We start from the raw sequence: 13009 nt of genomic DNA, 5'->3' as shown, positions 1-13009 counted from the left end.
ACCCTTCTGGGCGAGGTGACGACGATGAACACAATTGGCAGGGCAGCCGGCAAGGTCGCCTTCATCACCGGTGCAGCGCGCGGCCAGGGCCGCGAGCATGCCGTCCGGCTCGCGGAGGAAGGCGCCGACATCATCGCCGTCGATGTGTGCGGCGACATCGACGGCGTCGGTTACCCCGGCGCGACGGAGGCGGACCTTCAAGAGACCGCAGCTCTGGTCGAGAAGTTGGACCGACGCATCGTCGCCGAGAAGGCGGACGTCAGGGACCTCGAGGGTCTTGGCGCCGCACTGCAGCGGGGTGTCGACGAGTTGGGGCGGCCCGACGTGGTTGTCGCCAACGCCGGCATCAGCGGAGTGCCCTCGCCGGCGGCGTCGGTCGACGAGACCGACTGGCAGACCATGCTGGACATCAATCTGACCGGCGTCATGCACACGGTCAAGGTCGCGCTGCCGCATATGTCGGACGGGCGCGGAGGATCGATCATCCTGGTGAGCTCGATGCTCGGACTGCGCGGCGGCGGATACATGTCCGCGTACGCGTCGGCCAAGCACGCGTTGGTCGGGTTGAAGAACTCACTGGCCAATGAGCTTGCCCCGCAGTGGATCAGGGTGAACTCGATTCACCCCGGCAACATCCGGACCCCGATGCTCGACAACGAGTGGTTCCGTCGCATGCTGCGACCGGACCTCGCCGAGCCGACGATGGACGACGCGGCGGCGGTGATCGGACACTTCCACATGTTGCCCGCGCCGCTCATCGAGGCGCGCGCGGTCGCCGACGCGGTGCTGTTCCTCGCCTCCGACGAATCGAAGTACATCACCGGAGCGGCGCTGCCGATCGACGCGGGCGCCGTCGCGAAATTCTGAAGTCGTAGGCAGTCTCGCGCAGCATCTCCCGCCTTCAACTACCGCAAAACACCACGTGGGAGGGATGGCAGGTATCTACTGGTTGTCTACCGCCCTCTGTGCGGGCCCGAAGGGAAATCACCATGGGTTGTGGCAGGTGCATCGGCTACGTCGGAGGGTTGGCAGTGGCACTGGGGGTGGCGGTGGCCACCACGCCGGGCATCGCCTACGCCCTCCCGGCGGACGCAGGTTCGGATTCGCCGACAACGGGTGAGTCGTCAACGACGGCGCCGCCTTCCACCCCGTCGACGACGTCCTCTTCGGCCACGACCCCATCGTCGACGATCGGCGGTACTGCGACTCCGCCAAACAGGTTGAGCGACAGTGACTTGCGAGATGCACTGTCAGACCTGCCGTCACGCCTGGCTGGTACGGTGTCGAAGATCTTCGGCGGCCGTGACGGCGCGCCTGTGGTGGTGCTGAGGAGTTCCGGCGGTGCGCACGCCGCAAAAGATGTCCGCGATGCCAAGGGCTCGGCTGCCAACGCATTGACGACTGTTTCAAAGCTGCCAGGCGCCGACACGGTTGACCGGGACACCTCGGGCGGGCATCTCCTGCGGGACGGCGAGCGCATCAGACAACAGGTCCAGTCGCTGGGCGGCGGCGTAATCCACCAGTCCGGCGTCCCGGCAGGGATGCAGTCGGCACGGTCTGTTGGACAGCAGGCGCCGACACTCGACTTCACCCCGGCGGCCATCAACAGCCTGTCGGTGAATCCCGTGGTCGCGCCTCCGACGGCCGTGGTGTCGGCCCCGCCTCCAGACCTCGAGGACATCCTCGAGGAACCGCATACCCACCTGGTCGGAGTGGTCGCGCACGTAGCGGATGCCGTGCTGGAAGTGTTCCTGGCACCGTTCGGCCCTGGGAGCCCGGCGCAATCGCCGGTGCTGTGGAGCGTCCTTGCCTTCGTACGAGAGGAGTTCCAGCGGCCCTTCATCCCCCATGGTGCGACCGGCCAGACGACGACAAGTCTCAATCAGAGCCCGAATCTGCTGGTCAATCCGGGCGCTGAAGCCGGTGACCCGTCACTGTCGGGCTACGCCTCCGTGACCGTGCCGGGCTGGACACAGACCGGCACACCGACGGTGATCAAGTACGGCACCCTACGTCGCTTCCCGGTGCCGACCGCTTCGCCCGGCCCGGTTCTCCCCAGCCTTCTGGCATTCCCGAGCAGGGATGGCGCCATCCCCACACCTGCGGAGGGACAGCAGTTCTTCGGCGGCGGGCCGGTCGCGGATTCGACCCTCACGCAGACGGTCGACCTTCGTGATTCCCAGGCGTTGATCGACGCCGGCGAGGGCACCTACACGCTGAGCGGTGACCTCGGCGGCTTCCTGATCGACCCGTCCAGGTCGACCGTCACCGTCAGGTTCCTTGACGAGAACGGCAATCAGTTGGGCACGGGAACACTGAAGCCGGTCACTGCATGGGATCGCTTGTTCTCCACCGGGTTCATCCACCGCTCCACCTCCGCATCCATCCCGGTGAACACCCGAAGCGCGCAGGTGGTGGTGGCCTTCGACGATCGGAATCCGGTACTCGGCAACTACAACAACGCCTACGCCGACAACCTCTCGTTCACCGTCAACGACCCCAGCCTCACCCCTGCGACGCTCGCCCGGCCGGAGTCGACCGTCGGCGAGCTCGATCACGTGTTCATGGTCTACCTCGAGAACAAGGGCACCGGTCAGATCGTCGGGAGCCCCAACGCGCCGTTCATCAACGAGCTGATGGGCAAATACGGATACGCGTCCAACTACTACGGGGTGACTCACCCCAGCGACCCGAACTACTACCCCATCATCGGCGGGTCCGACTTCGGCTTCAACTACAACTGCCCGTCCAACTGCTTCCCCTCAGGCACTCCTAATCTGGCCGACAGCATCGAGGCGACGCCTAACGGGCTCGGCGGATACAAGACATGGGGCGGCTACATGGAGGGCGGGGGCGGCTACAGCACGCCAACCGACCGGCTGCCGTTCCTCGCCTTTTCCGATATCTACAACGACCCCGACCGCGTGGCGACGCACCTGTTCGACATCTCGCAGCTGAAAACGGATCTCGCCAGCCCCTCGACGACCCCCAACTTCGTGTGGTTCGCCGCGGACGACGAAACCAACATGGAAGGCCCCACGGACGTGCCCTTCGGCATATTCCACTGGGCCCTCGGCTTTTTGAGCCCGGCCCATCAGTACAACGTCGCAGCCGGCGACGCGTGGCTCGATGACCAGGTGACCACCATCATGGAGTCGGAAACCTGGAACGACCCGAACACCAAGAGCGCCATCTTCATCACCTTCGACGAGGACTACAACAACATCACCACCGGTGTCGGCAACGAAGGCAACCACATCGTGATGATCGTCATCCCGTCACCGGGGGCCGCCTACGATCCCGTCACCAACCCCAACGGGATGCGCGCAGGCGCATTCGTCGCCGACGACTACTACAACCACTACAGCCTGCAGCGCACCATCGAGGACTCCCTCGGGATAGACCCGCTGACGAACAATGACAAGTACGCCCAGCCCATGAACGAATTCTGGGGCCCAGATCCGGCGTCAGGGCTCCCTGCTTAGCGCCGCGGCCGCGCACCACGTGTGCACTGCTTCAAATGATCGGGTCGTCGCCTGGCCTGCGCAGTCGCAGCCACCGATATCCGTAGGCTTCCAACCGAAGTTCTATGTGCCCCTTCGCGTCGAGTTCATGCTCTGACAGTCCGTCGAGCAGGTCGACCAGTACACAGTTCGGCGGAACGTCCTGCAGCTGTATCGGAACCATGCAGCCGTCGGACCCGAAGTTGTGCAGGGCGACCATCGCCCAACCCGACTTCTCCCGGCACACGTGGGCGAGGACGGATTTGTTGGGTTGCTTGAGGATCTCCGGCGTCGACCACCCGATCTCCGGCTGGGACCGGTACGTGTAGACCAGGTTTCGCATGAACCACCAGAACGATTGGTGGTCATGACGTTGGTCGGCGGCGTTGACGCGGTCAGGTCCGAACATCCCGTCGGTTAGCGCACGGGCGAGCCGTCGTTTCGGTGCTCGTGAGAAGCCGCCGGCGGCGCCTGCCGTCCACTGCATCGGCGTCCGGACGGCGAGTCGTCCGGGAATATCGAGGTTCTCGGCCATTCCGATCTCCTCGCCGTAGAACAGGACCGGCGTACCAGGAAGAGAGAACATCAGCGAGTACACCATGCGCATTCGGCGGTCGTCGCCGCCGAGCATCGACGGCAGCCGTCGTCGCAGCCCGCGTCCGTAAAGCTGCATGTCCGGGTCGGGACCGAAGGCGTCGAAGACCTCCTGCCGCTCTTCGTCGCTCAGCTTGTCGAGCGTCAGCTCGTCATGGTTCCGCACGAAATTGGCCCACTGACTCGTGATGTCCAATTTGGGTCTTTGCTTGAGCACCTTGGCGATCGGTCTGGCGTCGCCGCGCGCGAGCGAAAGGTACATGTTCTGCATGCCGATGAAGTCGAATTGCATGTTGAGGCCATCGCCGTCGGGCCCGCCGAAGAACGTCGCCTGGTCTTTGTACGGAAGGTTCACCTCGCCCAGCAGCACAGCATCCCCAAGCCTGCGGGTGACGAAGTTGCGCACGTCGCCCAGGTACTGAGTGGGGTCGAACGCGTTCGAATCGTCCGGTGCCGAGTCCCTGGCGAACAGGAACGGCACGGCGTCGACACGAAAGCCCGAGACCCCGAGCTCCAGCCAGAAGCCCAAGGTGCGTGAAATCTCCTCCTGTACAGCGGGATTAGCGATGTTGAGGTCGGGCTGATGCTTCAGGAAGTGGTGTAGATACCATTCGCCGGTCTTCTGGTCGAGTTCCCACAGACTGTCCTCCTTGTCGGGAAACACGACGTCTTTCTTGCTCGACTTCGGTTCGGTAGCGCTCCACACGTAGAAGTCGCGGTATGGATCGTCGGTGCTCCGCCTGGCGGACTTGAACCACGGGTGGCGGTCCGAGGTGTGGTTCATGACGAAATCGATGATGACCCGGATGCCGGTCGACTTGGCGGTCCTGACGAGCTCCACGAAGTCGCCGTGGGTTCCCAGGCGCGCATCGACGCCGAAGAAGTCCGTGATGTCGTAGCCGTCGTCGACGCGCGCGGTCGGGTAGAACGGCATCAGCCAGAGGCATGTCACGCCGAGGTCGAAGAGGTATTCGATGCGTTCGGTCATGCCGCGAAAGTCGCCGCATCCGTCGTTGTTGCGGTCGTAGAACGTCTCGACATCCGCGCAGTAGAAGACGGCGTTCTTCCACCACAGGTCGCCGGTCTCGCTGCGTCTCATGCGGTGACCGCCCGCGGCGCGGTGGGCGACAGTTGCGGCAGCACATGCTCACCGAAAGCGTCGATGAACTCGGTTTGGTGCTGGCCGACGAAATGGATGTAGAGCTCGTCCCATCCCTGTTCGACGTCCTCGTGAAGCCAGGCGATGTGCTGGTTGAGATCGCTCGACACTCGAACGGATTGCTTGACCTGGTCGGGCGACACGTTTTCGCTGATGACGTCGAATGCCTCGATCGACTCGACATCCCAGCATGCGGGTGGGGCGAAAACGTTGCTGCGCCACTGGTCGTGGGCGATGGCGATGGCCTCTTCATCGGTGGGGGCCCAGCTGACATGTATTTGAAGGCGGGCCGGACCGCGCCCGCCGGCGTCGCGGTAAGCGCCGAGGACCTTCCGCAACGTCTCTCTCGACTGGTTCACGGTGACCAGGCCGTCGGCCCAGGCGGCGTGGCGGGCGGCGGTCTGCGGGGTGACGGCGGGACCGACGAGATCGGGTGCCGTCGCGGGCAACGTCCACAGCCGCGCGCGGTTGACGTGGATGAGGCCTTCGTGACTGACCTCTTCGCCGTTGAGCAGGCGCCGAATGACGTCGACGCACTCGACGAGTCGCTGATCCCGCACCTCCTTGCGCGGCCAGACGTCGCCGTTGACGCGTTCGTTGGAGGCCTCGCCCGATCCGAGGGCGGCCCAGAAGCGACCGGGAAACATCTGCGTGAGCGTGGCGATGGCCTGGGCGATGATCGCGGGGTGATATCGCTGGCCGGGCGCATTGACGACGCCGAAAGGCAGTTCGGTGGTTGCCAGCGCGGCACCGAGGAAGGCCCATGCGAAGCCGGATTCCCCCTGCCGTGCACTCCATGGGCTGAAGTGGTCCGACGACATTCCGGCGGTGAACCCGGCCGCTTCCGCTCGCTGGACGTCCCGGAGGAGCTGGGCGGGATTGATCTGCTCGTGCGAACAGTGGAAGCCGATGACAGTCATGTCACCGACATACCCGTTATCGCCGACGCTTACGTCACCGTCAGCGCGGTCGCGAGACAGCGGATTCGATGCAGTAGATCTGCGCGGCGTCCGACTTGCCCTTGAGCGCATGCGACCCGCGGTCGACGAGGTCGTCTGGCGCGGAAGCCAGCGCGTCGACTGTCTGTTGCGTGAGCAGGATGGTGTCGCCGGTGGTCTTGGTGAGTTGTTCGACGCGAGCCGCGACGTTGACGGTGTCACCGATCAAGGTGAATTCGAGCTTGCTCCCCCCGCCGATGGTGCCTGCGATCACCACTCCGGTGTTGATGCCGATACCGATCCGAAGCTCGCCCGCGAAGCGCTCGGCCACGAGGCGCTGAATCAGTACGGCGGCCCTCACCGCGGCGTCGGCATGGTGCGCGAGTTCGTTGGGCGCGCCGAACACCGCAAGTGCACCGTCGCCGAGGAACTTGTTCACATGGCCACCCGCGTCCACGACGGTGGGCACCACAACGTCGAACAACGCGTTGAGCCGAGCCACCGTGTCCTCAGCCGAGTTCGACTCCGCGAACGGCGTGAAGTCACGGATATCGACGAACATCACCGTCACCTCACGGCGCTCGCCGGTGAACACATCATCACCCTGCTCCAGCAGCCGCGACGCAAGCACCGGATCGACATACGTGCCGAACGCCGCCTGAAGCCGTTGCCGCTCAGCCAAACCCGCCTGCATACGATTGAACGACGCCGACAACACGCCTAAATCGTCGTCCTGAACCACCGGCACCCGTTGCCCGTAGTTCCCGGCCGCAACACGCTCAGTTCCCGCGGCAAGATCGCGAATAGGCCGCAGCGCCGGCGAAAACGAGGCACCGACCCCGAGCGGTAGCGCCAAGCCAAAGGTCAGCACGCACGCGATCGCCACGGCGAATGCCGGCCCTCGCCCGGCGACGTCGAAGACCGCTGCCAGCAGCGCGACAGGGAGATAGGCACAGAAGACAGCCGCTGTCACGGACAGGTTCGTCCAATTGGCGAAAGTCGGGCGCGAACGGGGCAGGGAGTCACCGATTCCCGTGTCACCGGCGATGGCCTCACGGGCGGGCCGAAACACGCCTTCCATAAAGCCGTGCATGGAGATCAGCATCGTGCCCACTCCGAGAGCGACACCCAGGATCGCGTACTGGAAAAGCCGCGACCCGGTAGCTCCGGCGATCGCACCAACTCCGACCATGAACAGCGCCGTCCACAACGTATCGGCCGCGACTCCCTGGACGACCGTCCGGCGAGAATAGATGTACGTGGCGGTCAGCACTTCCCGCGGGTCGACCTCCGAGCCCACGGCCCACTGCTCAACAGCGTGCACTCCTTTCCGGCCGGAGAGAAAGAGCATGTACGTGCGCGCCGCCACTGCAAACGCAGTGAAGAGGGCCGCTTCGCCGTAGTGGCTGGACCTCTCGAAAGCAACGATGGTCATCGACCAGACCAGATACGTCACCAGCGCGATGGGATACATCAGGGCACCTAGCGCCCACGAGTACCTCGTTCCGTACCGGTCCCACAACCACTGAAAGATGCGGTCCATGGCGCGAGACTAGGCGTCTGCTATCGGTCATCCGCGCGAATAGCCGCATCGTCGAGGCCGAATATCTGTGCCGCTGCCGCTTTTCCCTTCAGCGCATGGGCTCCGCGATCGACAAGTCCGGCCGGTCGAGCCGCCAGCGCGTCGACTGTCTGTTGCGTGAGCAGGATGGTATCGCCGGTGGTCTTGGTGAGTTGCTCGACGCGAGCGGCGACGTTGACGGTGTCACCAATCAAAGTGAATTCGAGCTTGCTTCCCCCGCCGATGGTGCCTGCGATCACGAATCCGGTATTGATCCCGATACCGATCCGAAGCTCGCCCGCGAACCGCTCGGCCACCAGGCGCTGAATGACCAACGCGGCTCTCACCGCGGCGTCGGCGTGGTCCGCGAGCTCATTCGGCGCACCGAACACCGCCAAAGCGCCGTCGCCGAGGAACTTGTTCACGTGACCGCCCTCGTCGACCACCGCGGGCACGACGATGTCGAACAAGGCATTGAGGCGAGCGACGGCGTCCTCAGCCGAGTTCGACTCCGCGAACGGCGTGAAGTCGCGGATGTCGACGAACATCACCGTCACCTCACGGCGCTCGCCGGTGAACACATCGTCACCCTGCTCGAGCAAGCGCGACGCCAGAGCCGGATCGACGTAGGTGCCGAATGCGCCCTGAAGGCGTTGCCGCTCAGCCAAACCCGCCTGCATCCGATTGAACGACGCGGCCAGTGCGCCAAGGTCATCATCCTGAACAACCGGCAGGCGCTGGCTGTAGTCACCGGCCGCAACACGTTTGGTTCCTTGCGCGAGATCGCGAATAGGCCGTAGTGAAGGGGCGAACACCGCGCCGATCGTCGTCGGTACCGCGAAGAAAACGGTCAGCGCGCAAGCAATGACGCCTGCGAGCACGGGAGCGTCCCGTACCCGATCGATGATTGCCGCAAGCATCGCGCCGCCAACAGCGAATGCGAACATCGCCGCAAGCATGGATACGTTCGTCCACGCGGCGAAAGACGGTCGGGAGCGCGGCAGAGAATCGCCGATCGCCGTGTCACCCGCGATGGCGGCCCTTGATGACCGCAACGCCGCTTCCGCGAAGCTGTGCACACCGATCAGAGCCACGGCCGTTCCGACGGCAGCGCCCAGTATCGCGTACTGGATCATCCGCCAGCCGGTCCCGCCCGCGGTCACACCCACTACGGCTGCAAGCAGGCCTGCTCCGACGAAGCCGGCGATCACCGAGCGGGCAACCACCCCCCGCACCCACGTGTAGGTGGCGTCCAGTGCCGTTGCATCATCGACCGCTTCGCCTGCGGCCCATCTCTCCACGACCCGACCGCTTCCCACGCCGGGAAGGATCATCACGTGAACCAGAACCACCGTGGCGACGAGGGTGATAGCCCCAGCCTCCAGGTAGCGGGTGGAGCCCTCCACAGCGACAACGAAACACGAGGACAAGAGGTAGGTCGGCAGCAGCACAACGAGGCTGATCGCCAAGAACGCCCACGAGTACCTTGGCCCGCACCGGTCCCACGCCCACTGCCAGATACGTTCCATGTCGGGAGACTAAGCGGCTGAGTACGCGCGGCGGACCGGACGAGCAAAGAAGGCAGAATCGAACTCGATGACCAAGCAGCGATCGTCCACCCCCAGCATTGGCGCAGTGTTTCGTCCACGACTCGACCCGGCGCGCCTCGCCAGTACGGCGCAGGCCGCCGACGCCGCCGGCCTCGACGAACTGTGGCTGTGGGAGGACTGTTTCCTTGCCGGCGGGATCTCCGCCGCAGCTATCGCACTGGCAAACAGCAACAACCTCAAGGTCGGCGTCGGCGTGCTGCCCGTGCCGATGCGCAGCGTCGCAATGACGGCGATGGAGATCGCCACCCTTGACCGCGCCTACCCCGGCCGTCTCCGGGTCGGCCTGGGCCACGGGGTTCAGGACTGGATGGCGCAGATCGGCGAGAAGGTCGCATCACCGATGACGCTGCTGCGCGAATACGTGACGGTCCTCTCCGCGCTGCTGCGCGGTGAGCGCGTCACCTACGACGGCCGCTACGTGAAGCTCACCGACGTCGGCCTCGACTGGCCACCTGAAACGGATATCGACCTGCTGATCGGCGCCGAACGACCGCGGACACTGGAACTCAGCGGCGAAATCGCCTCGGGCACGGTGATCACCGGCGGCACCTCGCCGGACGGTCTTCGTGAGGCGCTGCAACACGTCGCCTCCGGCCGCGCCAAAAGTGATGCTCCGCAGGGGCATTCGACCGTCCTGTATCTGATCTGCGCTACCGGACCGGACGCCGCGCAGCAGGCGCGCGACGAGGTGGCGTTTTGGGAATTGGACCCCTCCGAGGACCGCGCTGTCTACGGGTCATCGGCGGACATCGCCGCAGCGGCGCATCGGTGGATCGATGCGGGCGCCGACTCGATCGTATTTCAACCGCGCCCCGACGCCGACATCGAACAGTTCGTCGACGTGATCGGCCGACAGGTCCGGCCGCTGATCACAGCTACACCGTGAGCATGTCGCGCAGCCAGTCGTGGAAGGCGCCGATGTGGTGCTCGCTCGGCACCAGCACGCCACCGTTGCGATACACGCGCGAGCTCATCGCGGGCTGACATCTTTCAGCAGCCTCGAAGTCCTGGGTGTTCACCCGATGGAACAGCTCGACCGACCGGCTCACGTCGCGGCCGGACTCGACCACCTCCGGCAGGTACAACCAATCGCACTCCACGATCGTGTGATCGGCGGCCATAGGAAACATCCGATGCACGATGACGTGATCGGGCACCAGGTTGACGAACATCTGCGGGCGCACGGTGATCGCGTAGTAGCGACGGTCCTGATCGGAGGTGACGCCGGGGATGTGGTCCAGCCCCTCGGATCCGTCGATGGTGAAGCCCTCGACATCGTCACCGAATGAGGCGCCGTGGCCGATGTAGAACTGGGCGGCATAGCCATCGGCGAATTCTGGGAGTACGTCAGTCAATTCGGGGTGGATCGTGGCGCAGTGGTAGCACTCCATGAAGTTCTCGACGATGAGCTTCCAGTTGGCCTTGACGTCGTAGACGATTCGATGTCCCACGCTCAGATCGGCGATGCCGTAGTGCTCGATGAAATCGATGTCACCAAGCCGGTCGGCGATCTCCTGCATCACCGTGGCTTCGAACGGCGGCGGTTCGTCGGCCAGGCACACCCATACGTAACCGAGCCATTCCGTGACCGCGATCCTTCGCAGTCCGTACTCGACGCGGTCGATGTCGGGCATCTTGGTCAGGTTCGGGGCGGCGACGAGCTTGCCGTCAAGGTCGTATGTCCATGCGTGATAAGGGCATTGGAACGCGCGCCTGACCTCGCCACTCTCTTCGGTGCACAGTTGGGCGCCGCGGTGGCGGCAGACGTTGAAGAAGGCGTTGGCGTCACCCTTGCGCGATCTGGTGACCAGCACGCTCTCACGGCCGACCTGCACGGTTTTGAAGGCGCCCGCCTTGTCCAGATCCGAAGACCGCACGACGCAGAACCACATCGTCTCGAAGATCTTCTCCTGCTCGAGCGAGAAGACCTCGGGATGGGTGTAGTAGTGGCCCGCGAGGGTGGAGATCAGGCTCTCGGGGAGGCTGGGGGCCGCTTCAAACGTGGTCATGGCGCTTCTGAAGAACCTTTCGTGATCGGGGGATTGACGGACTGGAAATCAAGCGGCGGCAGGCGCTGTCGCGAGCTGACGGCGCCATCGGGTGAACATGCGCGGCTGATCGACACCGAGCACGGCGACCAACCGGCCGTCGCGCCGGTAGGTCGCAACGAAGCAGCCGTCCTCACAGCTGCCCTCCTCGATGGTGATTTCGTCGTCGGGATGTGCGATGCCGGCGAACTGAATGCGCGAGTCGTACTGGTCTGACCAGAAGTACGGCGCTTTGACTGCTGCACCCTGATCAATGCCGCCTGCAAGCAGTGTGGCGACGGCGATCGCCGGACGCTCCAGCGCGCCCGTCCAGTGCTCCACGCGATGCGGGACGCCGGTAGGCGCATCGCGCCATGCGGCGCAGTCGCCGACCGCGACGACATTGGGAACGTTGGTCTGACCGTTGGACCCGCACACAACGCCGTTACCGAGTTCGATCCCGCTGCCGTGCAGCCACTCGATGTTCGGAACGCCTCCGATACCGACGACGACGACATCAGCAGGCAGGTGGCGGCCGTCGGCGAGGTCGACCCCGGTGACCCGGTCGGCGCAGCTCGAACTGCGAAGTGCGCGATTCTCACCGGTCAGCCCGGCGACGCTGACTCCACAGATGAGCCTTGTTCCGTTCGACGCGTGCGCCTGGGCAACGACGGCGCCGAGGCGCGAACCGAGCTGGACCTGAAGCGGTGTCGGCGCCGCCTCGACGACGGTGACGTCCATCCCGATTCTCCGGGCGGTCGATGCGACCTCGGCGCCGATGAAGCCTGCGCCGATGACCACCAGCTGGGCACCGGGCCGCAGGTCGCCCCGCAGTGCGATCGCATCGTCGATGGTGCGGATGACGTGGACGCCCGCCATCGTTTCACAACCGGGCCAACGGCGGGCGCGGGAGCCGGTGGCGATCACGAAGCCGTCGGCGGGCAAGTGGGTTCCGTCGGCGAGTTTCACTGCGCCGCAGGTAGTGTCAAGTTTCGTGGCGGCCGAGCCGAGCAGCCACTCGACCTGCAGATCGTCGTCGTCCTCGAGCGCCAAATCCGCCTCGGTCATGTCGCCGGCGAGAAACTGTTTCGACAGCGGCGGGCGGTCATACGGCCGTCGGGTCTCATCGCCGACGACGGTCACGCGACCCGAGAAGCCCTGCGTCCGCAGCGCCCGTGCGGCAGAGAGACCAGCGAGCGACGCCCCGATGACGGCGACGTGCTTCACGACCGCCCCTGCGAAAGACGCGCGCGGATGTCGGGCGGAAGGTTCGGCTTCTCGTCGCTCAGCTCGACACGGATCATGCCGTCATCGACGGCGACCGCGTGGGTGCGGACGGGCAGCTTGGCAGGAGGAGCGTCGACGGCGCCGGTGCGCAGATTGAAGCGCGACGCGTGAAGCGGGCACTCCACCTCGCAACCCTCGAGCCAGCCGTCGGCCAGTGACGCGTCCTGGTGAGAGCAGGTGTCGTCGATGGCGAACACCTCGCCGTCCTCGGTGTGGAACACGGTGATAGGCGGCTCGGCGTCGACGCGAACCGCCCCACCCGGCGGCAACTCGGAGAGCGGACAGACTTCGAGCAATTGTTGCCTCCTTGTTTCGCTGGGATGACGTAAT

Annotated in this window: 10 protein-coding genes; 3 read left to right on the top strand and 7 right to left on the bottom strand. The window is 65.0% G+C overall.

Annotation, left to right across the window (positions count from 1 at the left end):
* Positions 1-24: 24 nt before the first annotated feature.
* The gene (locus C6A82_RS08025; RefSeq protein WP_105343672.1) at positions 25-867 is read left to right on the top strand and encodes a mycofactocin-coupled SDR family oxidoreductase; all 843 of its coding nucleotides are present in this window, start codon (positions 25-27) and stop codon (positions 865-867) included.
* A gap of 164 nt (positions 868-1031) precedes the next feature.
* A complete protein-coding gene (locus C6A82_RS08020) occupies positions 1032-3485 on the top strand; it encodes an alkaline phosphatase family protein (protein ID WP_311101736.1) in 2454 nt (817 codons plus the stop codon).
* Between the two features lie 31 nt (positions 3486-3516).
* Here the strand turns inward: C6A82_RS08020 and C6A82_RS08015 are convergent, their stop codons facing one another.
* The 4 genes from C6A82_RS08015 to C6A82_RS08000 are packed head-to-tail and all read right to left on the bottom strand — an operon-like array spanning position 3517 to position 9284.
* A complete protein-coding gene (locus C6A82_RS08015; protein WP_105343665.1) occupies positions 3517-5196 on the bottom strand; it encodes an alpha-amylase family protein in 1680 nt (559 codons plus the stop codon).
* The gene (locus C6A82_RS08010; RefSeq protein ID WP_105343668.1) at positions 5193-6176 is read right to left on the bottom strand and encodes a TIGR03885 family FMN-dependent LLM class oxidoreductase; all 984 of its coding nucleotides are present in this window, start codon (positions 6174-6176) and stop codon (positions 5193-5195) included. The genes C6A82_RS08015 and C6A82_RS08010 overlap by 4 nt, the downstream gene beginning before the upstream one ends.
* Before the next feature lie 40 nt (positions 6177-6216).
* Complete coding sequence (locus tag C6A82_RS08005; RefSeq protein WP_105343670.1) at positions 6217-7737, bottom strand: adenylate/guanylate cyclase domain-containing protein; 1521 nt, start codon at positions 7735-7737, stop codon at positions 6217-6219.
* Positions 7738-7757: 20 nt separating this feature from the next.
* Positions 7758-9284: an adenylate/guanylate cyclase domain-containing protein gene (locus tag C6A82_RS08000; protein WP_311101735.1), complete on the bottom strand. Its 1527-nt coding sequence runs from the start codon at positions 9282-9284 to the stop codon at positions 7758-7760.
* 106 nt (positions 9285-9390) lie between these two features.
* Between C6A82_RS08000 and C6A82_RS07995 the strand changes: the two genes are divergently transcribed.
* Positions 9391-10251 (top strand): LLM class flavin-dependent oxidoreductase, encoded by an 861-nt coding sequence (locus C6A82_RS07995; protein ID WP_233216777.1) that lies wholly within the window; start codon positions 9391-9393, stop codon positions 10249-10251.
* Here C6A82_RS07995 and C6A82_RS07990 read toward each other — a convergent pair.
* Genes C6A82_RS07990 through C6A82_RS07980 form a run of 3 tightly spaced genes read right to left on the bottom strand, consistent with a single transcriptional unit; the run spans position 10241 to position 12975 of the window.
* Positions 10241-11374, bottom strand: a complete 1134-nt coding sequence (locus C6A82_RS07990) for an aromatic ring-hydroxylating dioxygenase subunit alpha (protein WP_105342550.1) — start codon at positions 11372-11374, stop codon at positions 10241-10243. The two genes, C6A82_RS07995 and C6A82_RS07990, sit on opposite strands and share 11 nt — an antisense overlap.
* 48 nt (positions 11375-11422) lie before the next feature.
* Positions 11423-12619: an NAD(P)/FAD-dependent oxidoreductase gene (locus C6A82_RS07985; protein ID WP_105342548.1), complete on the bottom strand. Its 1197-nt coding sequence runs from the start codon at positions 12617-12619 to the stop codon at positions 11423-11425.
* Positions 12616-12975, bottom strand: a complete 360-nt coding sequence (locus C6A82_RS07980; protein WP_105342547.1) for a bifunctional 3-phenylpropionate/cinnamic acid dioxygenase ferredoxin subunit — start codon at positions 12973-12975, stop codon at positions 12616-12618. The genes C6A82_RS07985 and C6A82_RS07980 overlap by 4 nt, the downstream gene beginning before the upstream one ends.
* Positions 12976-13009 lie beyond the last annotated feature (34 nt).

It is taken from the genome of Mycobacterium sp. ITM-2016-00318 (genome assembly GCF_002968285.2).
GTDB lineage: Bacteria > Actinomycetota > Actinomycetes > Mycobacteriales > Mycobacteriaceae > Mycobacterium.
This window is presented reverse-complemented; position numbering and strand designations above follow the sequence as displayed.